This window comes from Streptomyces sp. NPDC057137, from assembly GCF_042670825.1.
In the GTDB taxonomy this organism is placed as follows: domain Bacteria; phylum Actinomycetota; class Actinomycetes; order Streptomycetales; family Streptomycetaceae; genus Streptomyces.
This window is the reverse complement of sequence record NZ_JBHUUW010000051.1, coordinates 15,986-41,048: the sequence shown is the minus strand read 5'-3', so window position 1 is coordinate 41,048 and position 25,063 is coordinate 15,986. Positions and strand designations below refer to the sequence as shown.

28 protein-coding genes are annotated in these 25,063 nt (G+C 68.3%); 15 read left to right on the top strand and 13 right to left on the bottom strand.

Annotation, left to right across the window (positions count from 1 at the left end):
- The first annotated feature begins 10 nt into the window (after positions 1-10).
- The 9 genes from ACFT9I_RS30105 to ACFT9I_RS30065 all read left to right on the top strand — a co-directional run bounded on the left by ACFT9I_RS30105 (position 11) and on the right by ACFT9I_RS30065 (position 6,237).
- On the top strand, positions 11-403 hold the full coding sequence (locus ACFT9I_RS30105; protein WP_382569414.1) for a VOC family protein: 393 nt from the start codon (positions 11-13) through the stop codon (positions 401-403).
- A gap of 133 nt (positions 404-536) precedes the next feature.
- A complete protein-coding gene (locus ACFT9I_RS30100; RefSeq protein WP_382569412.1) occupies positions 537-1,865 on the top strand; it encodes a phytase in 1,329 nt (442 codons plus the stop codon).
- A gap of 284 nt (positions 1,866-2,149) precedes the next feature.
- The gene (locus tag ACFT9I_RS30095) at positions 2,150-2,377 is read left to right on the top strand and encodes a hypothetical protein (protein WP_382569410.1); all 228 of its coding nucleotides are present in this window, start codon (positions 2,150-2,152) and stop codon (positions 2,375-2,377) included.
- Entirely contained in the window at positions 2,355-2,867 is a 513-nt protein-coding gene (locus ACFT9I_RS30090) for a DUF6879 family protein (protein ID WP_382569409.1), read from the top strand. The genes ACFT9I_RS30095 and ACFT9I_RS30090 overlap by 23 nt, the downstream gene beginning before the upstream one ends.
- A gap of 52 nt (positions 2,868-2,919) precedes the next feature.
- Positions 2,920-3,771 (top strand): helix-turn-helix domain-containing protein, encoded by an 852-nt coding sequence (locus tag ACFT9I_RS30085; protein WP_382569434.1) that lies wholly within the window; start codon positions 2,920-2,922, stop codon positions 3,769-3,771.
- A gap of 84 nt (positions 3,772-3,855) precedes the next feature.
- On the top strand, positions 3,856-4,269 hold the full coding sequence (locus tag ACFT9I_RS30080) for a hypothetical protein (protein ID WP_382569407.1): 414 nt from the start codon (positions 3,856-3,858) through the stop codon (positions 4,267-4,269).
- 83 nt (positions 4,270-4,352) lie between these two features.
- Positions 4,353-4,919, top strand: a complete 567-nt coding sequence (locus ACFT9I_RS30075) for a hypothetical protein (RefSeq protein ID WP_382569405.1) — start codon at positions 4,353-4,355, stop codon at positions 4,917-4,919.
- A gap of 35 nt (positions 4,920-4,954) precedes the next feature.
- Positions 4,955-5,749, top strand: a complete 795-nt coding sequence (locus ACFT9I_RS30070) for a hypothetical protein (RefSeq protein ID WP_382569403.1) — start codon at positions 4,955-4,957, stop codon at positions 5,747-5,749.
- Positions 5,746-6,237 (top strand): GNAT family N-acetyltransferase, encoded by a 492-nt coding sequence (locus ACFT9I_RS30065; protein WP_382569402.1) that lies wholly within the window; start codon positions 5,746-5,748, stop codon positions 6,235-6,237. The genes ACFT9I_RS30070 and ACFT9I_RS30065 overlap by 4 nt, the downstream gene beginning before the upstream one ends.
- Here ACFT9I_RS30065 and ACFT9I_RS30060 read toward each other — a convergent pair.
- Both ACFT9I_RS30060 and ACFT9I_RS30055 read right to left on the bottom strand, forming a co-directional pair.
- A complete protein-coding gene (locus tag ACFT9I_RS30060) occupies positions 6,234-6,443 on the bottom strand; it encodes a DUF397 domain-containing protein (protein WP_382569400.1) in 210 nt (69 codons plus the stop codon). The two genes, ACFT9I_RS30065 and ACFT9I_RS30060, sit on opposite strands and share 4 nt — an antisense overlap.
- A gap of 5 nt (positions 6,444-6,448) precedes the next feature.
- Positions 6,449-7,327 carry a helix-turn-helix domain-containing protein gene (locus tag ACFT9I_RS30055; protein ID WP_382569399.1) on the bottom strand — a complete coding sequence of 293 codons (879 nt, stop codon included), beginning with the start codon at positions 7,325-7,327 and terminating at the stop codon, positions 6,449-6,451.
- A gap of 272 nt (positions 7,328-7,599) precedes the next feature.
- Between ACFT9I_RS30055 and ACFT9I_RS30050 the strand changes: the two genes are divergently transcribed.
- Both ACFT9I_RS30050 and ACFT9I_RS30045 read left to right on the top strand, forming a co-directional pair.
- Positions 7,600-8,031: an ATP-binding protein gene (locus tag ACFT9I_RS30050; RefSeq protein WP_382569397.1), complete on the top strand. Its 432-nt coding sequence runs from the start codon at positions 7,600-7,602 to the stop codon at positions 8,029-8,031.
- Positions 8,031-8,462: a DUF6415 family natural product biosynthesis protein gene (locus ACFT9I_RS30045; protein WP_382569395.1), complete on the top strand. Its 432-nt coding sequence runs from the start codon at positions 8,031-8,033 to the stop codon at positions 8,460-8,462. Before ACFT9I_RS30050 ends, ACFT9I_RS30045 begins: the two co-directional genes overlap by 1 nt.
- A gap of 175 nt (positions 8,463-8,637) precedes the next feature.
- Here ACFT9I_RS30045 and ACFT9I_RS30040 read toward each other — a convergent pair whose 3' ends face one another.
- Both ACFT9I_RS30040 and ACFT9I_RS30035 read right to left on the bottom strand, forming a co-directional pair.
- Positions 8,638-9,573, bottom strand: coding sequence for an NADP-dependent oxidoreductase (locus ACFT9I_RS30040; protein WP_382569393.1), 936 nt, complete (start codon positions 9,571-9,573; stop codon positions 8,638-8,640).
- A 67-nt stretch (positions 9,574-9,640) separates the two neighbouring features.
- Complete coding sequence (locus ACFT9I_RS30035; RefSeq protein WP_382569391.1) at positions 9,641-10,537, bottom strand: DODA-type extradiol aromatic ring-opening family dioxygenase; 897 nt, start codon at positions 10,535-10,537, stop codon at positions 9,641-9,643.
- A 123-nt stretch (positions 10,538-10,660) separates the two neighbouring features.
- Between ACFT9I_RS30035 and ACFT9I_RS30030 the strand changes: the two genes are divergently transcribed.
- Together ACFT9I_RS30030 and ACFT9I_RS30025 are read left to right on the top strand one after the other, a co-directional pair.
- The gene (locus ACFT9I_RS30030) at positions 10,661-11,134 is read left to right on the top strand and encodes a MarR family winged helix-turn-helix transcriptional regulator (protein WP_382569389.1); all 474 of its coding nucleotides are present in this window, start codon (positions 10,661-10,663) and stop codon (positions 11,132-11,134) included.
- Positions 11,135-11,228: 94 nt separating this feature from the next.
- Complete coding sequence (locus tag ACFT9I_RS30025) at positions 11,229-11,774, top strand: DUF6882 domain-containing protein (RefSeq protein ID WP_382569387.1); 546 nt, start codon at positions 11,229-11,231, stop codon at positions 11,772-11,774.
- Positions 11,775-11,841: 67 nt separating this feature from the next.
- On the opposite strand, the gene ACFT9I_RS30020 is transcribed toward ACFT9I_RS30025, so the two are convergent.
- From ACFT9I_RS30020 to ACFT9I_RS29980, 9 genes are all read right to left on the bottom strand, one after another.
- On the bottom strand, positions 11,842-12,642 hold the full coding sequence (locus tag ACFT9I_RS30020) for an enoyl-CoA hydratase/isomerase family protein (protein ID WP_382569385.1): 801 nt from the start codon (positions 12,640-12,642) through the stop codon (positions 11,842-11,844).
- Positions 12,639-13,886, bottom strand: a complete 1,248-nt coding sequence (locus ACFT9I_RS30015) for a cytochrome P450 (protein WP_382569383.1) — start codon at positions 13,884-13,886, stop codon at positions 12,639-12,641. Before ACFT9I_RS30015 ends, ACFT9I_RS30020 begins: the two co-directional genes overlap by 4 nt.
- Positions 13,887-13,978: 92 nt before the next feature.
- The gene (locus tag ACFT9I_RS30010; protein WP_382569381.1) at positions 13,979-15,358 is read right to left on the bottom strand and encodes a cytochrome P450; all 1,380 of its coding nucleotides are present in this window, start codon (positions 15,356-15,358) and stop codon (positions 13,979-13,981) included.
- A 10-nt stretch (positions 15,359-15,368) separates the two neighbouring features.
- On the bottom strand, positions 15,369-15,929 hold the full coding sequence (locus ACFT9I_RS30005; RefSeq protein WP_382569379.1) for an ATP/GTP-binding protein: 561 nt from the start codon (positions 15,927-15,929) through the stop codon (positions 15,369-15,371).
- Positions 15,930-15,932: 3 nt separating this feature from the next.
- Positions 15,933-16,316: a DUF742 domain-containing protein gene (locus tag ACFT9I_RS30000; protein ID WP_382569377.1), complete on the bottom strand. Its 384-nt coding sequence runs from the start codon at positions 16,314-16,316 to the stop codon at positions 15,933-15,935.
- Positions 16,309-17,154 (bottom strand): roadblock/LC7 domain-containing protein, encoded by an 846-nt coding sequence (locus ACFT9I_RS29995; protein WP_382569375.1) that lies wholly within the window; start codon positions 17,152-17,154, stop codon positions 16,309-16,311. The genes ACFT9I_RS30000 and ACFT9I_RS29995 overlap by 8 nt, the downstream gene beginning before the upstream one ends.
- Complete coding sequence (locus ACFT9I_RS29990) at positions 17,151-18,329, bottom strand: ATP-binding protein (RefSeq protein ID WP_382569373.1); 1,179 nt, start codon at positions 18,327-18,329, stop codon at positions 17,151-17,153. Before ACFT9I_RS29990 ends, ACFT9I_RS29995 begins: the two co-directional genes overlap by 4 nt.
- An 869-nt stretch (positions 18,330-19,198) precedes the next feature.
- Entirely contained in the window at positions 19,199-20,854 is a 1,656-nt protein-coding gene (locus tag ACFT9I_RS29985) for a hypothetical protein (protein WP_382569371.1), read from the bottom strand.
- Positions 20,855-21,155: 301 nt separating this feature from the next.
- Positions 21,156-22,544 carry an MFS transporter gene (locus ACFT9I_RS29980; protein WP_382569369.1) on the bottom strand — a complete coding sequence of 463 codons (1,389 nt, stop codon included), beginning with the start codon at positions 22,542-22,544 and terminating at the stop codon, positions 21,156-21,158.
- Between the two features lie 155 nt (positions 22,545-22,699).
- Here ACFT9I_RS29980 and ACFT9I_RS29975 point away from each other — a divergent pair, with 155 nt between their 5' ends.
- Together ACFT9I_RS29975 and ACFT9I_RS29970 are read left to right on the top strand one after the other, a co-directional pair.
- A complete protein-coding gene (locus ACFT9I_RS29975; protein ID WP_382569367.1) occupies positions 22,700-23,623 on the top strand; it encodes a helix-turn-helix transcriptional regulator in 924 nt (307 codons plus the stop codon).
- Between the two features lie 96 nt (positions 23,624-23,719).
- Positions 23,720-25,042, top strand: a complete 1,323-nt coding sequence (locus tag ACFT9I_RS29970) for a hypothetical protein (protein ID WP_382569365.1) — start codon at positions 23,720-23,722, stop codon at positions 25,040-25,042.
- Positions 25,043-25,063 lie beyond the last annotated feature (21 nt).

Here is a 25,063-nt window from a genome sequence, read left to right as displayed (position 1 = left end):
AGTGACGGCCATGACTTCTCGCGTACGACACGTGACCATCGACAGCGCCGACGCCTACCGCCTCGGCACCTTCTGGGCCGACGTGCTCGGCACCACGGTGGACGCCGACGACAAGCCCGGAGACGACGAGGTACTGGTGGCCGCGGACGGCATCACGCTGCTGTTCGTGGAGGTCCCGGAGCCCAAGTCGGTGAAGAACCGTATCCACGTCGACCTCGAACCCCAGGACCGCACCCGCGAGGAGGAGATCGAACGCCTCCTGACCCTGGGCGCCACCCTGGTGGCGGACCACCGCGTCCCCGACGGCCGGGGCTGGGCGACCCTGGCGGACATCGAGGGCAACGAGTTCTGCGTGGAGCGCAGCAAGGGCGAACGGCCGGCGTCGGCGGCGGCCGCGGTATAGGTCCTCAAGTCCCGGTCCGGCCCGCGCTGTTCATGTCCGGGACGACTGGCCTTTCCGCCGGTGCGGGGAGACCCTTCACCCGGCGACTTCATGGTTGGTTGGCCGTGCTCGCGACATGAAAGGGACCACTTTTATGACTCAGCCGCACCGACCGCACCGACCGCACGCCACCGTCGGCCGTCTCACGGTGTTCACCGCGCTGGCCGTGCTCGCCACCGCCGTGCCCCACTCGGCCGTGGCGGCGGCCGGCGCGTCCGGCGAACTGCCGGGCGTGCGGCCGACCGCCGAGACGCCCGCCGTGTACGACGACGAGGCGGGCGGCAACGCGGACGCCGACGACCCGGCGATCTGGCGCGACCCCGCCGACCCGGCCCGCAGTCTCGTCGTCGCCACGCTCAAGGAGGGCGGCCTGCGCGTCTACGACCTCGACGCGCGCGAAGTGCAGTCGGTGCAGGCGCCGGCGGCCCCCGGCCCGGACGACGCCCCCGGCCGGTTCAACAACGTCGACCTCGTGCACGGCGTGAAGGTCGGCTCCGGCAGGAGCGACCTGGCCGTCACCAGCGATCGCGGCAGTGACCGGCTGCGGATCTACCGCATCGACGGAGACAGCTCCAAGACGCCCCTCACCGACATCACCGACCCCTCGGCGCCGCCGATCTTCTCCTCCTCGCAGGAGGAGATCAACGAGCAGCGCACCGCGTACGGCCTCGCCACCTGGACCGACCCGGCCAGCAACCGCTCGTACGCGGTGGTCAGCCGGCGCGAGCGCACCGCGCTGCGCCTGCTGGAGCTGACCCCGCGCGCCGACGGCACGGTCTCCTACCGCACGGTGCGCACGCTCAAGCTGCCTTCCGAATTCAGACTGCCGAACGGCAAGACCTGGACCCCGTGCGGCGAGCCGGGCGAACAGCCCCAGGTCGAGGGCATGGTCGTGGACCCCGAGACCGGCACTCTCTACGCCGGCCAGGAGACCGTCGGCATCTGGCGGCTGGACGCCGACCTCCGGGGCACCCCGAAGCTGATCGACAAGGTCCGTGAGTACGGGGTGCCGGGCACCTACGACGAGGAAACCGAGGAGTGCGCCCCCGGAGCGGACCCCGGCTACGGCGGCACACACCTGTCGGCCGACGTCGAGGGCCTCACCGTGCTCCACCAGAAGAACGGCGACGGCTACCTGCTCGCCTCCAGCCAGGGCGACAACAGCTTCGCGGCCTACGACCGCGAGACCGGCGACAGGAACGAGTACGAGGGCGGCTTCAAGGTGACCGCCGCCTCCGAAACCCTGGACGGCACCGAGGAGAGCGACGGAGCCGCCGTCCTCAACAAGCCGCTCGGCCCGAAGTACCCGCACGGCCTGCTCGTCGTCCAGGACGGCGACGACAAACCGGGCGAGCCGGACCGGGACGCCACGAACTTCAAGTTCGTGGCGCTGAAGCCCGTACTGGACGCGCTCGACGACTGAGCCGCCGGCTCCGTGCCGGCCCGGCGGGCGGCACGGAGCCTAGAACTCTCCTCCGGAGAGGGCGATGCGCTCTCGCCCGTCCCAGTGGCGTGCCCGTACCAGCAGTTCGCGGCCTCGCAGGCCGTGGTGGTCCGGCCACGACCTGGTGCACTCTGGACTGCCAGTCAGTACGCCGATATGTCGGCCCGTTCATGGTGGCAAGTTCAGGCAAGTCTCTGGCCCCCAAGGCGGACGCACGGCAACATCACGCATACAGAACGTCACTCGCGGCGGAGGTGCACATCATGGCCCTGCGGAAACTCGGCAAGGATCCCGAGAGTCCCAACGGTGGCTCTCCCACGGTGTATCTGGACGACACCACGGACAACTACCTTGTCCAGGGCTTGAAAGTTCTGGACAAGGAGCGCCTGACCCAGATGGAAATCCCCGAACACGAGACGGTGGTGGAGATCCCCAGGCGCATGGCGCAGTTTTTCCTGGAGGTGAAAAGTGGCGAAAGTGCCGACATTTGACGAGCTGTTCCAGAACTGCCGGACTTCGGCGGTACATCTGGAGATGCGTGACGGCTACATGAAGTCGGATCCGGTCTTTGTCGACTGGAGCGCCGGGCAGCGGATCGATCCTGCCGAGCGCTGGCCCGAGTGGTACGAACTGGTGTCCAGAGCGACCGGCCGCGGGGTGGAGGTTCGCCGGGCCCGCATCGTTTCGGAACCCGTCAGTGAATACATCCGTTTCGAGCACGAAGTGACGGAAGGGCTGAACATCGCGGCCGGGGAGAAGGTCCGTTGGCTCTCACGTCGTCACGCGACGAACATCGCACTTCCCGGCAACGACTTCTGGCTGTTCGATGAGAATCTCGTCCTCATCAACCACTTCGACGGGGACGGCGACTCCTTGCAGCACGAATTGACGGCCGACCCCGAAGTGGCAAAGCTCTGCGCCTCAGCTTTCGAGACCGTGTGGCAGCTCGGAACAGCGCACCAGGCGTATCGGCCGAGCTGACAACTATCCGAAGGCACACGGACAACCTCAGGTCATGCGATCCCCACGGCAAATGCCACAGCCATCCTCCTCAAGCGTCAAGGAGGCCACAAAGGCTCTGGGGCAACGGCTGCGCGAGATCCGGAAGGACGCCGGACTTACCGCTCGGGCGTTGGCTCGGCAAGCCGGCTGGCATGAATCGAAGTGCTCCCGCTTCGAGAGTGGGAGCCGACGTCCTTCCGAGGCCGACCTGCGCGCGTGGGCACTTCACTGCGGAGTTCCGCAGCTCGCCGAAGAATTGGTGACCACAGCGCGCGGTATTGAAGGCATGTATGTCGAGTGGCGTCGGATGGAGCAGCCTGGGCTCAAACGCGCTCAGGAATCCGTACTTCCCCTCTGGGAGCGAACTCGGCGGTTTCGTGTCTACTCGTCCTGGCTCATCCCGGGCCCCGTGCAGACAGCGTCGTACATCGAGGCCCTGTTGAAGTCCATCCGCGATCGTCGGCGGCTTGTCGACGATGTGGAGCAGGCCGTCCGGGTACGCGTGGACAAGCAGCGCGTTCTCCATGAGGGTGGCCATCGCTTCGCCATCATCCTGGAGGAGAGTGTCCTCCGCCACCGCATCGGTGGCCTGGAGGTCATGGCCGGCCAACTGAGGCACCTTCTTGTGGCCGCGTCCCTTCCTTCGGTGAGCCTCGGCATTATTCCCATGAATGCCGATCGCACCAGCCTATGGCCGGTTGAGGGGTTCTTCCTCTTCGATGAGGCGGAGGTGAATGTCGAGTTGATCTCGGCGCATCTCAGCGTCAAACACTCCCACGAGATCGACATGTACGTTCAGGCGTTTTCCGATCTGTCCGAACTCGCCATTTACGGTCCAGCAGCACGAGAATTGATCAGCGCCGCCATCGACTCTCTCCAGTGATTCCAGGCAAATTCCGGCATACTCATTGATGACGCCATTCCCCTACCTTTAGCTTCGGACTCCGCCAACCTGTTGGAGGAGCACATGAGCACCGCCACCAAGAGCAGTGTCGAACTGGTCGAGTTGGGCAAGTTCTTCACCGTCACCGCACGTCGGCTCGATGCCGGCCACACCGCGCCGGAGATGTTCTCCACGGCGATCGATGCCGTGTGGCACCAGTTGGCCGACGCACCTCAGGTTCACGCCGCTTTCACCACCGAGCACGCCGGTCGAAAACTGACCCACGTCGAGACGGCAGGGTGTGGGCTCATCGCCTGGGTGGCCGCGTACGGGGAGATGTACGGCCCATTGCCGGAGATCTGGTTCACCAACGCGGACGGCACGATCAACGAGCGGTCCCTGACCCTCTACCGGAAGACCGGCACGGTGGTGGCCGAGTGGGACTGCGCACCCACGCCCAGCGACGGCGACATGACGCCGAATGCGACCGTGCGGTGATCACCGCGTCATCCGACGGAGCGTCCCGGTTGACCGCCGGGGCGCTCCGCCTCATTGAGCCCCGGTCGGAGAATCCCGCGAGCGTGGACGTATCCGAGTACGTCGAGGCGATGTACGAGCACTGCCCGTTCCTCGAAGCGTCCACTGCCCGGGGTATGACGGGCTGGACGGTGTACGAGATCGCGACAGGAGCCGATCGGTACGCGGTCGAAGCGGAGTTGTTCCACGCCGCCGTCCAGGCCGCCGAGTGGGTACGTCCGCTGGTGAGGAGGCATGGCACGCTCGTCTGCGAAAACGTCGTCGTTCTGGCCGGTGTGTCGGACACGGACCACCAGAACCTGATGGCGTGGCCGCACTGGGCACTCAAGCATCTGTACGGGCCGGTGGGGATCATGTTCGGCAAGTTCGCCCGAGGCGTCCAGGAGCTGGACAGGTCCGGCCGGAACATCCCGTCGGCCCCGTTCTCGTTTCTCCCCGTGCGGGCCTCGGTGCGACGGCTTGACCCGAATTTCCTGAGGGGCACCCCCGAGCTCTCGACGGCGCTGGCCACGGCCGACGACGACGGCCGCGACGTATTCGAGAAGATCTCCTGCGACTGGAAGTCGGTAAGAGAATGGGCGAGTTCGCTCCCTGCCCCGCAGAAGCGCTGAAGGCCGCTGAGGCCATCTGCGGCCGCCCTGTCGACTTGACAGAGATCACCGACCGTCGCGGCTCCGCCGTGTGGAGGGCAACCGGGGCCGTCGCCACCGTGGCCGTCAAACACGGTTACGGAGAAGGCGAGGAGACGACCGTGCGGGAGGCCGCGGTCCTGGACCAGCTCTCCGGCTACACCGTCACGGCAGGGCGAGCCACTGGGGGTGTCTGGTATGTCACGCCATGGCTGGACGGGCCATCGACCTGGCAGGTCTTCGGACCGATTCGGGACGGCGGGGACGGCCGGGGCCGTCGGTGCGACCGTGCTTCGGTCCTCGCGGGGGCCGGTCAACTGTGCCGCGCCGTCGCCGATCTCCACGCCGCAGGATGGGTCCATGGGGACCTCCAGCCCTCCCACGGCATCCACATGGGGACCGGCGTCAGACTCATCGACTTCGCATGGTCGTGGCGTGAAGGTACGGGTATGGCCCCCTGGCCGAAGTTCTACGGCGGCATCACGCACCTGGTCGCGCCGGAACTGGCCGCGTGGATCACCGACGGGCCACAGCCCGTGACGCCATCCGCGCCGTCCGACGTCTATACCCTCGCCGGGGTGCTCTGGACCTGTGCGACCGGCAAGTGGCCGCTGGACTACGCGGCAGCGGGCATCGCTCCGGATGTCGGACCGACCCGTCGCCGGGCGGCTATCGCCACGGGCACGATCCCGCTGGATTCCGCGACCCCGTGGCCGGCGTTCCAAGACGTGCTGCGCCCGGTCCTGCTGTCCGGCCCGGACGACCGGCCCACAGCAGCCGAACTCGGCAACGCACTGGCGCCACTGCCGTGATCGAGCTGCGGGAGCTGAACGCGGAGGACGCGCGGGAAGTCCAGAGAATCTACAGCGGCCCGTCGTTGAGATTCCTCGGCCGTGGCCCGATGGGCGCCGATGAGACCGCGGCGTACATCGCCGCGGCGACGGCCCGATCGGCGGCCCAACCACGCCTCCAGTACACCCTCGGCGTCGACGTCGAGGGCGACTTGGTGGGCATCATCAAGCTGAACGCGACCAACGGCGAGGGCCGCCTGAGCTACATCCTGCGTGCCGATACCTGGGGACGCGGGTTTGCCACCGGCACGGTGACCGAATTGCTGGCCTTCGCCTTCGGCGGACTGTCCCTCTCGACCGTGCGCGCCAAGCACCAGGCAGAGAACAGGGCCTCGGGCAGGGTTCTGCTGAAGGCGGGGTTCACGCACACGGGAATGGCTGACGGCTTCGCGCATTACATGTCTGTGGGCTGCATCCGGGAGGGAAGCAGCCCACAGGACGGACGCTAGAACTCGCCGTCGGCGAGGGCCCCGACGAAGGCGGTCCAGGCGCTGCCGGTGAGGACGAAGGCGGGGCCGTGGGGGTTCTTGGAATCGCGTACGGCCATGGCTCCGCCGGGGAGTCGGGCGCCTTCGAGGCAGTCGCCGCCCTGGTCGTTGCTGTAGCTCGACTTGAACCAGTCGGCGCCGGCCAGCGTGTCCACCGTGGTGGTCATCGGAATCAATGCTCCTTCATCGCATCTTTGATCAAGCTCAAGGACTCCTGCGGCCCCGGAGCCATGGCTTGTAGGTCGGTAAAGGCTTCCTCGTGGCGCTCCACGTCCGTCTCACGACGGCTGACCCAGCCGTCAGCCAGATTCTCAAAGTAGACAATCGGCTTGAGCGCAACCCGGTCGCGGAACTGGAAGATCGTAAACGCCCCGTTCATACCCGGGTGCCTTCCCAGCTTGAACGGCACCACCTGGATACGGACGTTGGGCGCTGCGGTGGCCTCAACAATGTGCGCGAGTTGTGCGCGCATGATCTCCGGGCCCCCCACCTGCCGGTGCAGCACGGATTCGTTGATGATCGCCGTGAGTTTGAGCGGTGGAGTCCGGCGCAGAACCTCCTGCCGTGTCATTCGTACCTCAACGAGCCGATCGATTTCCTCCGCGCTGAGCCCCTGGTGGGCGCGCTGGTGGATCACGCGGACGTAGTCCTCGGTCTGGAGCAGGCCGGGGACGTACTCCGACTCGTACTTCTGCACAGCCGAGGCGGTGGCCTCCAGCCCCAAGTGGGCTTTGAATCCAGGGCTGATCACCGGTCGGTACTGCGGTGACTGCCACCAGTCCCGTCGTGTCTTGGTGACTGCCGCGTAGCCCTTCAGCACCTCGGTCGTCTCGGGCTCTGCCGCGTAGATCTGGCAGAGCGCCATGACGTCGGCCGTCTCGACAGACGCATTCTCACCCGTCTCCAACCGGGTCAACTTCGACGGGCTCCAGAGCAGCTTCCTGGTTACCTGACGTGACGTCAATCCGGCATTTTGCCGGAGTTCGCGCAGCTCGCTCCCGAGTTGGAGACGGCACAGAGCGGGCGTTGCCGACTCGATGTCCGTGATCATCTGCTGTCCTCTCTGCGCACTGTCCAGTGTGTCGGTGTTGGTTCGGCCTCCACAAGAACGTTCTGCGTCTGAGCGGGAGTCGCCGCGTCTCGGCGCGAACACCCCTGACAGGGACGGGAATTCGCGAAGAAACTTGCTCACAGAATCCCGTCAGAACAGTCCCGGTAGAGCCCGGTCTGATGCGAGGCTATACGCGCAGCTCACGCAACGCAGTCGATTCAACTCATTCCGTGAGCACGGAGATTCGACGACAAGGACTCCCCATGCCCCCCATGACGCGTAGCGCAACTCCGGCTCCAACCACCGCAGTCGACATACGAGACGCCGTCCGCCTCAACATCTCGTTCCGCCCCCACACCCGCCGCGTCGCGCATCTGCGCCACGTCACCGGCGCGGTCCTGCGGGAGGGCGACATCGGTCAGGACGCGGTCGAGACCGTGCAGCTCCTCGTCAGCGAGATCGTCACCAACGCCGTAGTGCACGGCCGCAGCGACCGCGTCCGGTTCTCGCTCTCGTACGACCGGAGCGGCGATGTGCTCATCGAGGTGGATGACGGCTCCCCCGCACGGATCGAGGTCCGTGACCCGGAAACCGACGACGAGACCGGCCGGGGAATACTGCTCGTCGCCGCGCTCGCCCGCGCCTGGGGTCGGCGCGGGACCTGCACCTGGTGCACGGTCGCCAGGCCGGAGGCGTCCACCTGATGACGTTCAACCGCCGTACGCCCGGCGCTCATTGGCGTCACCGAACGCCGAAGTTCGCCCAGGACTCGCAGACGCTCCGTCGTCTGCTCTCCGCCCTCAACCGTGACTCCTCCATCGACTTCGCGACCATTTCCCGAACGGTCACCGAGGCCCTCGCTTTCCAACTTCCGCTGCCCGAGCGCGCCTGGGTGGACCTCACCACACTCAAGCTCCGCGGCCATCTCCAGCTCCTGCTGGCCGAGTACGACGGGGACGCCGACGCCCCGTCAACACTCGCGCTCCACAGGGACGCCTACCGGCTGCTCACACTCTGCGACACCTTCGACGGGACCACCCCGCCCCTGCACGCGTACGAGCTGATGCGCGCCCTTGCTGAGACGACCCGCGCGTTCGTCGACCTCCACGAAGCCGCAGGGGAACCGGACCAGTGAGTACCGCCAAGGCGCAGGTCCTCTACGTCATCGCGGTCACCGCCGTCGGCGGCTCGATCGTCGTGGCACTGTGGCGCGGCTGCTGACCGTGCCGGACAGCACCTTCCGGACAACGCACCTCCGGGCCGCCCACCGGCGGGAGAGCGAACGGCGGGCGGCCCGGTCGGGGTGCGGGTCAGGGAGCGAGCACGATCGTCTTGCCGGGCAGCCGTCCGGCGGCGGCGTCCTCGTGGACGGCTGCCAGCTCGGCCACCGGGCGGTGGGCGGCGACGTTGAGCCGGAGCTTGCCCGCGTCCACCTTGGCCACCAGCTCGCTCAGTTGGGCTCCGTCGCTGCGGACCCACAGGCTCGCGCTGCGCACCCCCCGGGCAGCGTCCTCGGGGATCGGGCCGGCCGTGCTGGCGGCGACCCCGCCGTCGGCGACGTAGTCCGTCAGCTGCGCCAGCTCCTCCGGGGAGACGCGCACATGGTTCACCACGACGTGGAACGGACCGCCCACGGCGGCCGGGCCGGCGGCGAGGGCGAGGGGGCCGACGACCCGGTACGCGCCGTAGTCCCGAAGGCGGTCGGCGTGCCGCGGCGCGTCCACCGCCGTCACGTGCGCTCCCGCGTCGACGGCGAGCTGCACCACGAGGCTGCCCACCGCGCCCCCCGCCCCGTTGACCAGGACGGTCTGACCGGGCTTCAACTCGGCGAGTTCGAACGCCGTCTGCCAGGCCGCCAGGCCGGTCAGTGGCAGCGCCGCGGCGTCGACCAGCTGGGTCGTCCGGGGCGCCGGGGCCAGGGACTCGGCCGGGGCGAGCACGTACTCGGCGGCGCCGCCGGCGGAGTCGAGGGGCAGCATCGCCACGACCCGGTCGCCGACCGTCAAGTCGGCGACGCCCGCGCCGAGTTCGGCGACGGTGCCCGCCAGGTCGATCCCCGGCACGTACGGGAGAGCGATCGGGAGCATCTCGGCCATGACACCGGCGCGGATGTGGTCGTCGACCGGGTTGAACGACGTGGCCGCCACCCGCACCAGCACCTGCCCGGCGCCGGGGACCGGACGGTCGACGTCCTCGTAGCGCAGGACCTCACTGCTGCCGAACTCGTGGAAACGTATGGCCTTCATGGTGCTTTCCTCCAGGGTGAGTTGATGCCGGCGCCGACGGACGGGGCGATCGGGTGATGGGGCGCGCTCAGGTCAGCCGCACCGACCGGATGGAGTTGCCCATCACCATGCGGTCGATGGCGCTCACGGCGCTGCTGGGGTCGTCGGCGGCGCCGACGGTGAGCAGCAGCGGGACGAAGTGGTCGGCCGTCGGATGGGCGACCGCGGCGCCGGGTGCCTTGTCGCGGTAGTCGGTGAGGGCGTCGGCGTCGCCCCGGGCGAGGGCGTCGACGGCCCATTCGTCGAAGGCCGTGGTGTCGGCGGCGAGCTCCGGCCGGCGGAAGACGGCGAAGCTGTGCGTCATGAAGCCCGAGCCGAGAACGAGGATGCCTTCGTCCCGTAGCGGCCGCAGGCGTGCCCCGAGTTCGAGCAGGGCGCCGGGGTCGAGACTGGGCATCGACAGCTGCACGACCGGGACGTCGGCCGCGGGATACATGGCCATGAGCGGGATGAAGGCGCCGTGGTCGAGGCCGCGGTCGGCGAACTCGTGCACCGGCGTCCGGCCCAGTAGGCCGGTGAGTCGCCGCGCCAGGTCGGTGGCGTCCGGGGTCGCGTAGGGAAGGGTCTTGTAGCGGGGGTGGAAGCCGCTGAAGTCGTAGTGGAGCGGGGTACCGGCGGAGGCTCCGGAGATCGCGACCGGTGCCTGTTCCCAGTGGGCCGAGATGACGACGACGGCCCGGGGTTTGGGCATCGACCGGGCCCAGTCGAAGAGGTCGCCGAGCCACTGCGGATCGTCGAGGGTGAACGGGGCTCCGTGGCTGACGAAGAGGCTGGGCAGGGGCCCGTCGGAAGGGTTCCACACTCGCTGCTCACGCGCCTGTGGCAGGACCCGGGCAAGGAGGTCGTCGTACGCGGCGGCCGGTCTGCCCGACGGGGAGAGGGAAGTCAGGCCGTCCGGCGAGGCCAGGCTGCTCGTGGTGGTCATCGATATCAGCTCCTTCACTTGCCACAGCAAGTGTTTTCACTTGCCGAGGCAAGTTGAAACGTAGCCCATCGTGAGTTGCCCAGGCAAGTGATGCGAGTTGCCCGGGCAAGTATGATGAGGCTCATGGACACTCAGTCGCCCTGGCTCGACGACGACCAGCAGGACCTGTGGCAGGCGCTGCTCACGGTCGTGATCGCCCTCCCGGCGGCCCTCGACCGCCAGCTGCAGCGAGACGCGGGCATCTCCAACTTCGAGTACGGGGTGCTGGCCCAGCTGTCCATGGCCGACGAGGGCACGATGCGGCTCAGCGACCTGGCCCGGGTCTGCGACAGCACCCAGCCCCGCCTGTCGAAGGTGATGGACCGCTTCGAGGCCCGCGACTGGGTCGCCCGCCGGCCCGACCCGGGCGACGGTCGGTACACCCTCGCCGCCCTGGCCGACGCCGGCCGGCGGAAGCTCGTCGAGAGCGCACCGGAACACGTCGCGCAGGTGAAGCGGCTCGTGTTCGATCCGCTCAGCGCCGCTCAGCGCCGCCACCTGGAGACCGCGCTCACCCGCATCGCCGCCACCGTGCGCCGGGAACTCGAAGGAGGCTGAGCGCCGCAGGCCCTGTCCGGCCGATCCGCGCCGCGATCCCCGAAGGTCCTACGCTTGCCGTCCCGTACGACGAGTTGAGAGGGCCCCGACCCCGATGCCGGCACCCGTGCAGACCGACGACCGCTTCAGCCGGATGTTCAAGGAGGCGGGCGCGCACTACGCCGCCGGTGCCGTGGAGCAGTTGGGCGTCTACGAGCGTCATCAGCCCGTCGGCGGCGCCTGGTCGCTCAGCGACGAGACGAGTCTCCTGCGCGTCGGCGAGGTGACGGTGCATCAGTCGCCGCTGGGCTCGCTCGGTTACGACGGCAGCTGGCTCTGGGCCTGGGTCAACGAGCGCACCCATCCGCCCGGTTCGCCGCGGCTGAGCCTCGCCAACTGGCTGCGGGAGTTCGGCGAACGCAACCAGATCCACGAGTTCGTGACACCCCGACTGGAGTTGGCCGACTTCCCCGATCCCGAACTCGCTGCCCGGCGCCACGGGTTCGAGACCCATGAGGCGTCCGACGGGCGGCATGTGTACGGCGAGCGCGACGGGCGCACCATGGCCGTGCGGTTCACCGAGGACGACCTGGTCGCGGCGGTGTCGTACGGTACGCGTCCGGGCACACCGTCCCCCGAGGTACGGCGAGAACAGAACTGACGCTGCGAAGCCCCCGCACACCCGGTGCACGGGGACTCCGAAGCCGCGTGTCACGTACGCGTGTTACTCACCGCACCGCGGCCGGTCCCGGCACCCGGGGCTGGTTGAGGGTGGCCGCCAGCAGGTGGGAGTCGAGAAGGGAGACGTCCGCCGTCCGGTCGGCCTTCGCGTAGCCGGCGAGCATGCGCTTCGTCAGGACGAGTGCCTCGGGCGAGCGCCGTACGAGCGGCCGTGTCCAGGCGGTGACGACCTCGTCCAGTTGGTCCGGTGGGGCGGTCTTGTGCAGGAGGCCGAGCCGGTGGGCGGTGGCCGCGTCGAACACGTCGCAGGTGAGCATGAGTTCGCGGATCCTGGCCGCGCCGGCTTCGGAGACCAGGCGGCCCATGGCGCCTCCCCAGGCGGGCGGGAGCCCGATGCCGACCTCCGGCATGCGGTAGCGACTGGTGTCCGCGCCCACGCGCAGGTCGCAGAACGAGGCGAGCGCGAGTCCGGCACCGATCACCGCGCCGTGCAGCCGCGCGATGGTGACCGCGTGGGTGTTCTCCAGCGCCTGGCACAGCCGGTGGGCCTTGTCCGCGATGCGCCGCAGTCCGGCTCCGGTGGGGTCCGCGGCGAGCGCGTCCTGGTACTCGTTGCGGTCGCTGCCCAGGCAGAAGTCCGCGCCCATGGACGACAGCGTGAGGACGCGGATGTCCGGGCGTTCGTGGAGCTCGTCGAGCAGGTGGAGCAGATTGTCGAGGGCGACGACGTCGAGGACGTCGTCCTGCTGCTCCCAGGGGTTGAGCCGGACGTGGAGCACGGGGCCGTCCTGCTCGACACCTATCTCCCCGCGGGCGGGTTCGGCGAGCGTACGTCTGGTTTTCGTCATGCGAGGGCGACATCCAAGTTCAGCAGGCGCCGGAACGCCACCCGGGGCGCCATCGACGGGCTGCGCACGAGGGTGAGGCGGGGAAAGCGCCGTATGAGTTGACGGAGCAGGATCTGGGCCTCCAGCCGGGCCAGCGGCGCGCCGAGGCAGTAGTGGATGCCTCCGCTGAAGGCGAGGTGGGCGGGTTTGCGCAGCGGGTCGAACACGTCGGGGTCCTTGTGCTTTCCCGGGTCCCGGTGTGCCGCTCCCACCATGAGGTGGACCATCTCGTCCTTGGCCATCTCCCGTCCGCCCAGGACGCAGTCCTGCGCGGCGACCCTGCTGATGACATGGGTGGGCGGGTCGTAGCGGAGTGTCTCCTCCACGAACGCCGGCACGAGGTCGGGGCGGTCGGCGACGAGGGCCCAGCGCTCCGGGCGCTCGACGAGATGGAGCGTCATGGTCGTCAGGAGTGTCGAGGTGGTTTCCAGTGCGGCCAGAAGAACGAACAGGACCAGGAAGTAGACCGCCTCGTCGGCCTTGGCGCGGTCGGGTTCCAGGCCGTCCCACGTCTGTATCCAGCGGGACACGGGATCGTCGCCGAGCCGGGTGCGCCGCTCGCGTACCAACTCCATGAAGTAGGAGCGCAGTTCGGCCGTGGCCACGTCGGACCCGGCCAACTGGCTGGCGGAGGGCAGCAGTTCCTGGGTGAAGACCTGATCGTGGGTCAGCTGCCGCAGCCGGGGCCAGTCGGCGGCGGGAATTCCGAGCCAGTCTCCGATCGTGGCGACCGGCAGTTCCTCGCCCACCAGGGCCGCGAAGTCGGCCTCACCATCGTTTAAGCGCTCCGCCAGGGTGTCCAGAAGCTGATCCGTCGTCCGGCTCACGGTCCGGCCGATCTGCTCCACGGCTTTTCGGTCGAACGTGCCGGCCGCCCTGCGCACCCGTGTGTGGTCCGGGGGATTGAGCGCGGCCATCGTGTTGCCCATCTCCTGCGAGGAGGGGGCGTTCCAGCGCGTACCCGATCCCTGCCGTTCACGCCAGGCCCGGTCGGGCTCCAGCCAGTCACGGCTGCGCAGCACCTGGTCGCAGACGTCGAAGCCGGTCGCGAAGGAGCCGCCCCAGGGAGCGGGGCTGACCTCACCCCTCGACCGCAGTTCCTCGTATATCGGGAAGGGATCCGCCTGCCCCCTCGCCGTCCGCAGACGCGAGAAGAGGGAGGCGGACTCCCTGCGGCTGTACGACGGAGCTGTGGCAACTCCCATGTTGGGGGCCCCTTTCAGAGAACCAACCCGAGGCCTACCCGTATCGATGTTGAAGCATCCACTAACACAGGGGTCTCAGAGGGTTACTTAAATCACTCCCCTCTCGTCCATGCCAGGAATCGGCTGAACATGCCACCCTTGTGCTGAGCCGCCGAAGAGGACCTCGGCCGGGGCGCCTCGGCGCCGGAGTGCTGTTCGCCGGATCCCTGCTGGGGCGCATGGGTCTGGGCGGGCCCGGCAGCCATGGACGGCACCGTTCGGGGGCTGAAGCGGATCGGGACGGTCACCAGCGAGCGGCTCCACGGAGACGGCGCCCAGGCGAGTGTCTTGAACGGAACACGCATCTCGACATCGGGCAGCCGGTTGAGCAGGGCCTCGACGGCCGCGACCGCGATCACGAACGCCGGGTCCTTGGCGGGGCACGCGTGCGGGCCCGCGCCGAAGCCCAAGTGCGCCTTGGCGCTCAGCTGTTGGCGGTGCTCGGTCAGCTTCGGGTCGGTGTTGGCCGCGGCGAAGGAGATCAGCACCGGGTCGTTGGCGCGGACCACCCTGCCGCCCAGCTCGACGTCGTGGATCGGGTAGTGGGCCGCGTAGTTGGCGATCGGCGCGTAGTTCCACAGGCTCTGGGAGATGGCGTCCTCGACCGGCAGACCGCTCTGCCATTCCTCGTCGAGGTACAGCGCGCTGCTGGTGCCGATGACGGCGGTCAGAGGCGCGGTGCCGCCGGAGAGCAGCGTCACGAGCTGGTGCAGCACCTCCTCGTCGGTCAGCTGGGCCGGGTGCTCCATCAGACGGGTCGTCAGGTCGGCTGCCGGGCGGCGCCGTTTGAGGGCGATCAGCTCGGTGAGCGCTCCGCCCAGTACCTCGTCGGCGCCGGGGGTGCCCTCGAAGATGCCGCTGATCCCGGCGATCACGCGGTCACCGATGTCGGGCGGGCAGCCGAACAGTTCGCTGAAGACCAGCAGTGGCAGCGGCTGGGCGTAGTCGGCCATCACCTCCGCCTGGCCACGCGGCTCGGAGCTGAAGCGGCTGATCAGGTAGTCGGCGGACTGCTGTGTCTGCCGCACGAGTTGGAGCTCGTTGACCGTGGCGAGACTGTCGGTGACCGCCTGGCGCAGCCGGGCATGGGCCGCGCCGTCGCTGAACAGCGCGTTGGGGCGGTAGCCCATCATCGGCAGCGCCGGACTGTCCGCGGGGACACGGCCCTCGTTCAGGGCCTTCCAGCGGCGCGAGTCGCGGACGAAGGACGCGGGGTTCTGCAGGACGTACAGGGCGGCGTCGTAGCTGGTGATCAGCTCGACCTGGACGTCCGGTGCGATGTCCACCGGTGCGCTCGGGCCGAACGACCGCAGATGCGCGTAGTGGCCGTCGGGGTCGGCTCCGAAGGAGGGGCCGTACAACTGGACGTTCCCGACGTTCCCGTGGGCGGGGCAGCCGGGAGGTATCTCCTGGGCGTCAAGCGGCTGTTGCATGGTGGCGCTCCTAGCCGAATTGGGTCATGAGGTGTTGGACGAGGGTGATGAGCGCCGGCGCCGAGGAGCCCTCGTCGCGTACGTCGCACTTCACGACGGGGGTGTCGGCGGTCAGGTTCAGCGCTTCGCGGACTTCGTCGAGCGGGTAGTCCGTGTTGCCCTCGAAGTGATTGACGCCGATGGCGTACGTCAGGCCGAAGCTCTCGACCAGGTCCAGGACGGGGAAGGACTCGTGCAGCCGCTCCGGGTCGACGAGCACCAGCGCGCCCAGCGCGCCCCGGGACAGCTCCTCCCACATCTCCTTGAAGCGCTCCTGTCCGGGCGTTCCGAAGAGATAGAGGACGAGCGAGTCGCTGAGGGTGAGGCGGCCGAAGTCCATGGCCACGGTGGTGGTCTTCTTGTGGGGCGTGCCCGTCAGATCGTCGAAACCCTCGCTGGCCTCGGTGATCTCTTCTTCGGTCCGCAGCGGCTCGATCTCGGAGAGACTCGCGATGCAGGTGGTCTTTCCGACTCCGAAGTGCCCCACTATGAGGATCTTCACCGTCTGGGAGACGTCCGGATCCAGGTACACGCGTTACGCTCCGAATCGATTCTTGAGGCCTTCGAGCACGGCGCTGACCAGCTCTCTGTCGACACGTTCGGCGCGCGGTACCGGCCTCCTCACGAGGATGAGGCTGTCCTCCTCCAACTGCGCGAGCAGAATGCGCACGATGCCCAGCGGCAGATGTGTGTGCCCGGCCACCTCGGCCACGGACAGGAAACCCTCGGTGATCAGGTCCAGGACCTGGCCCACCTCGGGGGAAAGCGTGCGCGACACGCCCGCCGTGTCCGGTGCCGCCATGACCAGGGTGGTGTGCTCGTACTGGTGGTCCGGAGGCAGGGCGCGGCCGTTCGTGATCACGAAGAGAGGGACCAACGGGGACGTCAGCTCCAGCTCTTGCTCGGGCTCGTCAGGCATGGCCCGCCCTCTCTCCCCGTGCCGCCGGCGTCGTCAGTCTGGGCACCACCTCGTGCAGACGCGTGGTGAACTTCTCTATGTCGCAGTCGTGTTGGGCGGCGGCGGCCAGGAAGGCCCCGGGCCCGGCGGCCATGAGGAAGATCCAGCCGTGCTGGAACTCGATGACCGTCTGCCGCCACTCGGCATCCGCCAGGGCGCCCGCGAACTGCGAGGTGACCCTGCTGTACGCGTGGATGCCCGTCATGGCGGCGGCGATGGTGTCCGCCAGATCTCTGCTCATCCCACTGGTCGAGCCGCGGGGCAGACCGTCGGCCCCCAGCAGTACGGCGTGCCGGGCGCCCTCCACCTCGTCGACGACCTCGTCGAGCTCGGCGAGTACGAAGCCCGAATCGCGCCTGCCCTCACGTCTGGCGGGCCCGCTGCCCCGCGCGCCCGCCTCGTTCTCCGTCTTCAGCCTCGGCGGTGAGGTGAGGTTGTTGCCCAGCCGGGCGACCAGGCGTTGCATACGGAAGGAGATCTGCTGCATGTCCACATCGGGCGCCGCGGCGGCGGCCAGATAGGCCCCCTGCCCCGCTCCGATCAGGAAGCTCCATCCGTGGGAGAACTCGATGATCGTCTGGTTCCACTGCCGGTCCTCCTCCGGTCCGGCGAAGTGGGCCGTGGCACGGCTGAGCGACTGCATCCCGGCCATGGCGGCCGAGACGGTACGCACGTCCTGCTCGCCCAGGCCTTCGGTGGACCCACGGGGGAGGCCGTCCGCGGACAGCAGGACGGCGTGCCGTGCCCGGGGCACGTTGTGCACGATGTCCTCAAGCATCCACGACAGGTCTGCGGTCATGCGTCTTCGGACCCTTCGAGCGGCGTGGCATCAAGGTTGCGGCCGGAAAGCGTGCCGCGCTGGAAGGCCCCCAGACTGCGTCCGGAGAATCGGCTGGGTTCGGGGGCCCGGGGCGCCGGCGGGGTGCCCTCGGGGTCGGGCACGCTCGCGATGGGTGCCTGGCGCGATCCGCGCTTCGGCAGGCCGTGCGTCGTACGCGACCCGTTGGACGGGCGCCCTTCGGTACGCAGGATGTTGCTGACGGGGGCGTCGTAGGACGACGGTGTCTCCTCCACGGTCCACAGCTCCTCGGGCAACAGGACGACGGCCCGGACGCCGCCGTACCGGGAGACTCCGGTGACATCAACCCGGAAGCCGTACTGCCGCGCGATCAGACCGATCACCGGGAAGCCGAACTTCGGCTGGTTCCCGAGCTGCGACAGACGGGGGACGATGTCGCCGGACAGCAGCTCGGTCGCTCGCTGCCGGTCCTCGTCGTTCATGCTGACGCCGGCGTCGTCGATGACGATGCACAGGTTGTTCTGGATCCGCTGGAACGTGATCTCGATCGGTGCGTCGTGCTGGGAGAAGCTGGCGGCGTTGTCGAGCAGTTCGGCCACGGCGAGGGCCACGGGAGCGACCGCGGACGCCTTCAGCGCGAGACCGGTCTGCTGCATGACGGAGACCCGGTGGAAGTTGCGGATCTGCCCCTGGGCACTGCGCACCACGTCGTAGACGCTGGCGGCCCTCTTACGGCGGCCGAGCGGCGCACCGCACATGACGGCGATGCCCTGCGCCTTGCGCGCCATCTGCGCGTTGGCGTGGTTCACTTCCAGCAGGTCGCTGAGCACGGCATGGCCGCCGTACTTCCGCTGCACGTCGTCCAGGAGCGTCGTCTGCTCCGCCGCGAGACTCTGCAGGAAGCTGGCGGCACCCTTGAGGACCGCCTTGGTGTTCTCCTCAGCCGCTTCCTGGGCCTCTCGGAGAGTTCTGTCCAGATCGTTCGTGAACCTCTGCAACTCCGCTCGTGAGAGCTGGAGCTGGCTGTCGGACATGTGGAGCTGGCGCCTCAGTTCGGCGTCGCTCTGCTCCTTCTTGGCCCCCAGCGCTCTGTTGCGGGCGGCGAGTGCCACGACCGCGACAACGGCTATCGCCGCCACCGCAACCAAGCACCACACAAGTGCGTCTTGAATCATGGAAACCTTTCCCGGCGCATGTCATGCGGACGGCGACGGATGCACCTCGCGAGGACCCGCGACGCTGCTGTTCGGTCCTGCCCGGCCGCTGTTGGGTGGAGCGCGGGGGCGGCCGGTCGCGAAGCAGCGTCTGAGGCTGGTGGATCAAGATCACGAATGCCGGGATGCTATCACCGGCCCCTTCTGCGGACCGAGGTCCTCCAGGGCCCCTGATTCGACCGGCACGCGTCCCGTCGGGGCCTGTCGAGGCGGCGACTGCCTCCGCCACGGCCGGCCCTCGTACTCCCGCCGTCAACTCCCCAGTCATTCAAGGACCTTCACATGAGGGACGGGCGACGGGTGGGACAGGCACATGCCAGCGTCATTAAGAGCCATAACAAGCTTGGTGCGTGGGCGTGTTCGCCGCCACGGGCGGAAGGGGTCGTTCAGCGGTCGCTTGACCCCAGCGGCTTCACAATGTGAACCGCGCAAAAGCGGCTATTGGCTCGAACGCAAAGAGGCCGTCGGCGCGGCGCGACGGGGATGCGACCGCCAAACGATCGATATCGCCGGGTGGGGCGATCAGTATGGGGCCGACGGTGAGGAGAACTTGAGCGGGGCTTGAGGAGCAACCTCTCAAAGCACGCATTGGAATCCTCCACTCAACTCTGCCCAGCTGCAAGGGACTTCAATCATGCTTGACCTTCACAAGGGGGAGAATTGGTGGTCGCGGCCGTGAATGCCCGTGACGCGTGTCACTTCGGCCCGGCGTGACTTCGGGTTGGCGCTATTACGGGTCCGGCGTCGCCTTTTCCTCCGGCGCTACGCGTGCTCCGCCGCAACGCGCCCCCCGCCGCAACGCGCCCGCCGCCGCAACGCCCCGTCCGGCATCACTTCGTATCGATTTCACCGACGAAGCGCAGGACCTCGTCCAGCTGGTCCATGCTGAGCAGCCGGCTGCGCGGCCGGAGCATGCCGGAGCTGCCGTACGCCCCCAACTCCTGGCAGCGGCGAAGCAGCCAGGGCCAGTCGATCGACAAATAGTCTGCCAGGGCCCGCAGTCGGTGCGCGGACGAGGGTCCGTCGATCACGCTGTGTGCGCGGGCATGGTCGATCGCCTGGGTGTACGTACGGACCTGGGACCGCTGGTCCGTGATGCCGACCCGCCAGATACCGTCCGAGCGAAGCCAGTTGGCCACGATCACCCGGTCGTCGGGTGCCAGCACGAATTCGTCGATCTGCGAGTACTCCTCCTCGGCGCAGACCCACACGGTCAGTCCGTGCATCTCCATCAGCGCGACGGTGAGGAACAGCAGGATCCGCTCGTAGGGCTCGCTCTCCTTGACGGACTGCTCGGGTATGCAGAACGCGTGCCCCGGCCGGACGGCGGGATCGGCGCGCCGGGCCGCCGCACGGGTGAGGTGCTCGTGCTTGTGCCGGAAGAACAGCCAGGCCGCGCCTTCCTCGCCCGTCTGCTCACGCGTCCAGAAGACAGGCGGTTCGGTCACCTCGCCGAGATGGCGGTCGATGTGCAGCGCGCAGAAGTACGAGCCCAGCCAGGCCGCTCCCACCCGGGACAGTTCGGGTACCGCCGAACGTGCCACGGCTGAGCGGGGCATCGCTAAATGGCTCTCCAGCTCACGGTGTTCACTGTCGAGGACGTGGTCGTCCGCGAGGAGGCTGTCCTCCAGGTTGAGCATCGCCCACAGGATGCCGAAGGTCAGATCGTCCAGCCGGTACGGCTTCGGTATCGGCAGCGTCCCGCGTGGATCGGCGTCCAACTGGTAGCGCGCGCGGGCGGAATCGAGCACGAAAAGCCCCTCACCGCCGCTCCCGCCGAGCGAGGCCAGCAGCAAGGCGCGACGCGCGGGCTGCACGAACGCGCGTAGATGAGGATTCTCCTCGACAGCGATCGACACGACGTCGTCCTGGGACGCCGCCTCGTACATCTGGGCGGGCACCGCCGTACCGTCGAAGATCCGCAGACCGTCCAGATACCAGAGCCCGCCCGTGCCGGCCGCCGCCTCCGAGGGGGAGAGCGAGGAACTGGACCACAGGGCGTCCATCGAGCGGGCGGTGGCGAGCGACGAACCGTGCGGCAGCCGCGCGGGGACCACCTCGCGGCTCGGTACGCGCTGGAGCAGCAGGTCCACCTCGACGCCGAGCATGTACGCGAGGACGGTCGCGGCGTCGCCCTGGGGAGACTGCGTCCCGGCCAGCCACCGCTTGAAGGTGATCCGGGAGACGGAGACGTTGCCGACGCGGCTGTTGCCGTACTCCTTGGCGGCGCGGCGGGCGGCGAGGCTGAACTGGACGTCGAAGACGGCGAACTTGGCCCAGTTGAGTCGTTCAAGGAGCACCCGCAGGAGGGTCGGCGGGCGCTGTTCGGGGTGGCCGGGCTGGCCGGGGGACCGCTCGGCGGCGCGCCCGGCTGCCTTCCCGCCCCCCGTTTCGACGGCCGTCTCGACGGCCGTCTCGACTTCCGTCTCGACTTCCGTTTCGACTTCCGTTTCGACGGGGTGCTCGTTCTCGTCCGAAGGGGTCACGAGGCGAGCCCTCCTCGGGCAACCGGGGCGGCACGGTCAGATAGTCGAAGCGGAACTGCCATCCAGCTGACTCATCCTCACGGTCTCGAATGCCAAAAAATGACCCCGCAGCAGACACATGATCACTCCGAGTCCGCACCGCTGTCCAGCAGAACCCTGGCCACAGGATCGACGGATAGTCAACAGCCTTCACTATTAAGGCAGTTGGTGACCGTGTGAGATGGGGACGGCGACGACGGGCGGGGCGCGGACCCTCTCCGCACCCCGCCCGCCGTGGTCCGAGCCCCCGCCGCCCGCCGCGTCAGGCGCGCTTCCGTGTCAGCTGCGCCAGGAGCGTCAGGACCCCGAAGAGGAGGATGACCACCAGCCCCGGCCGCAGCATGGACAGCTCCGTGCCGGGCATGATCGCCGCCGTGACGACGGCGAGTCCGAACGCGCCGCCGACCTGGAGCGAACTGTTCAGCATCCCCGCGGCGAGCCCCTGTTCCTCGTCGGGCACCCCGCTGGTCCCGGCGACCATCAGCGTCGCGATGCTGAGCGCGAAGCCCACACCCCACAGCAGCGACGCGGGCAGCAGGACCGTCCACAGATCCGGCTCCGGACCGATGCGCAGCATCAGCAGATAGGAGGGCAGGAAGGCGAAAAGCCCGACCATCAGCACCTTGTTCACGCCGAACCTGTTCATCAGGGCGCCGAGCTTGGGCCCGATGACGACCACCATGAGCCCGGCGGGCAGTAGTACGAGCGCCATCTGCCACGGCCGCCAGCCCTCCAGGTCCTGGAGGTAGAGGGCCATCACGAACTGGAAGCCCATCGCGCCCCCGTACAGCAGCGCGATGCTGATGTTGGCGGTGACCAGCTCCCGGTTACGGAAGATGCCCAGCCGGATCAACGGCTCCTTCACAGTGCGCTCGATCGCGAGGAACCCGGCCAACAGCAGCCCGGACAGGGCGATCCCGCCGACGGTCCGCCACGACCACCAGCCGACGTCGGCCGCGGAGACCACGGTGAAGACGAGGAGCAACATCCCGGCGAGCAGGGTGGCGGCGCCGCCGAGGTCGAGCCGGGGGCGTTTCGTACGGGGCGGGTCCGGCGGCAGGAAGTACAGCGCGCCGATCAGCAGCAGTACGGAGAGCGGGATCGGCAGGATGAAGATGGACCGCCAGTTCAGCCCGGCGAGCAGACCGCCGACGAGCAGGCCGGAGGAGTACCCCGACGCCTCGAAGACGTTGAAGATCCCGAACGCCTTGTTGCGCTGCGGGCCCTCGGGGAAGGTCGTGGTGAGCAGTGACATGGCCGCCGGCGCGGCGAAGCCGGCCGCCATGCCCTTGACGAAGCGCGAGACGATCAGCAGGGTGCCGTCGTCGGCGAGCGCGCCGAACAGCGACACGACGGCGAAGGCGCCCATCGAGATCACCAGCACCCGCCGCCTGCCGAACAGGTCCGCGACCCGCCCGCCCAGCAACAGGAAGCTGCCGAACGCCAGGATGTAGGCGCCCACCAGCCATTGGGCGGTGGCCGTGCTCATCCCCAGCTCCTGCTGGATCTCGGGGATGGCGACGACGATCATCGAGATGTCGAGACCGTCGAGCAGGATCACCCCGCTGAAGATCAGCAGCGAGACCCACAGCCGCGCGGGCCAGCGCTGGGAGTCCTTCCGTTGTTCACTCGTGGCCGAGCTGCCTGACATGAGACGTGTCCCCTCACAGTGGATGACTCGCGGTGGATGCCGCGAGCCTCGCCCGTGGGACGGGGGCGTGCCAGGTCTCTGCTGAGCGTGTGACGGCGGTTCCTGCTACTGACAGGAACACCCACGCCGCGGCCGGCGCACGTACCGTGGATCGCATGGCCCTGGACCCGTTCGACCCCCACGCCGAGACAGGCGCGTTCCTGCGTACTCGCCGCGCGCGGCTGACCCCGCAGGAGGTGGGCCTGCCGGCGTACGGGCGCCACCGCCGGGTACCGGGCCTGCGCCGCGAGGAACTGGCGCAGCTCGCCGGGGTCTCGGTCGCCTACCTCACCCGCCTTGAGCAGGGCAGGGGCCACAACGTGTCGGCGGAGGTCCTGGGCGCGCTCTCCCGAGCCCTGCGCCTGACGGACACCGAGCACGAACACCTCACCCGCCTGGCCAAGTGCCACCGTACGAACAGACAGCCCGCGCCCCTGCCGTCTCAGCAGCGGGTGCGCCCGGCGCTACGGGAGATGCTGACGTCCCTGGACGGCGTACCGGCGTACGTGACGGGCTGGCGCTCCGACCTCCTGGCCTGGAACCGCACGGCGACGGCACTCTTCGGCGACTGGGACCAACTGCCACCCCGGGAACGGAACTGGGCCCGGCTGCTGTTCCTGGGCCCCGACTCCCGAAGGCTGTTCAAGGACTGGGAACCACAGGCGGCAGCCGCCGTGGGAGCCCTGCGCCTCCACGCGAGCTGCCGCCCCGACGACCCGGCGCTGCGGTCACTGGTGGACGAACTCTCCACCGCAAGCGACGACTTCGCCCGCCTCTGGTCCCACCACGACGTCAAGGAACAACACCACGGCACGACTCGCCTCCACCACCCCCTGGTCGGCGACCTGACGCTCTCGTACGAAACCCTCCAACTCCCGGACGGCTCCGACCAAACCCTCACCATCCACCACACCCAACCCGCCACCCCCGCGTCGGAAAACCTCCGCCTCCTGACCAGCTGGGGCACGACGGCCCCGGACGAGAGTCCGAGCCCGGTCGACGCCACCCCCTGGGAGAGAAGCCTCAGGCCGGAGAGGTAGTGAGTGATGCCCCGGTGCCTGCCGAGGGCGCCGCAGCTTGATGCAGGCGCTGTTGCTGACCGTCGCCAAGCTGATTGATAGTCATATGATCTGAGTGTGGGAATCGATAACGTCACCCGTGATCATGTGCTTCAAACACTGGCGGAGTATGACGGACTCGGCAGGGAGGTGTTCCTCGCCAAGTACGGATTCAAGCCGGCGCGAAGTTACTTGATCCATCATGACGGCCGTCGATATGACTCCAAGGCCGTTGTCGGAGTGGCTCACCGTCATGTGAACGGTCACGCTTTGGGATCAGGAGACTTCTCCGGAGGTGCTGCGACCGTTGTCCCGGTGCTGACCCGACTGGGCTTCCGCGTCGAGGGCCCCCGAGCAGGGAAGGACTCCGCCGACTCCGGCTTCGCCACACGACTCTTGGTCTCCCCGGCGTTCGGCAGTGCCGAGTCGCGCCGGCACTGGAAGGACACTCTGGACCAGCCGGTAACGTTCACCGATTCCAAGTACGCCGAGAGTTTGACGGACGACCAGCTGGGCCGTCTAAAGGAGTTCCACCCGGACGGGCAGGCCCGTTTCTGGGGTGCCACGTCAGGTCACGACGGCAAGATGGCAGAAGTCGCCGCGGGTGACGTGGTGCTCTTCACCGGGAAGAACCATGTGCGTGCCATCGGCGAGATCGGAGCCATCTTCCAGAACAGCTCTTTCGCCGACGTCATGTGGCCACCGAAGCAGGGCGGCGAGAGCTGGCACACGGTCTACAGCCTGCGCGAGTTCGGGCTGGCAGAGATTCCGTACACCACGTTGAGTGCCCTCCTCGGCTACAAGTCCAACTTCCAGTACCCAGGACAGTTGGTGCTCTCGGGTGAACGGGCTCGTGCAGGAATCGACGGTCTGCTCATCACCACCAGGACGGCCTTGGAGGATGCCGGCGCTGTGGCACCGCCCCGCCCGGTCAGCGAGTTGCCGGTGGAACGGCAGCACATCCGCTCCACAACGGTCGAGCGAGCTGCGCAGCAGGTCCTCTACAACCGGCACGAGTCGGCGTTGGTCATCGAATTCTGCGGAAGTCTCACCGACACGACAGCGATCCGTTTCGCGAGCGCGGCGGGCGTCTGTGACATTTTTCTGAATGGTCCCGAGGGTCGCGAGCTCATCGAGGCGAAGTCGCGGGTCGAGCGTGGCTACGTACGTGAGGCATTGGCCCAACTGCTCGACTACGCGCGCTATGCCCCCGGCGCGGTCGATCGTCTCACAGCGCTCTTCCCTCAACCTCTCGCGCCCAAGGAACGCCTCCTTCTGCACCACTACGGGATTGACATCATTCATCGGGTCTCCCCCGGTGTCTTTGAGCGAGTTCCCGCTTCAGATCAGGCACGTGAGCAGATGCGGAGCATGTGGGAGTCGCACGAGCTGAGCCGCTGACAGCGCCCTGAGCGGTGCGTT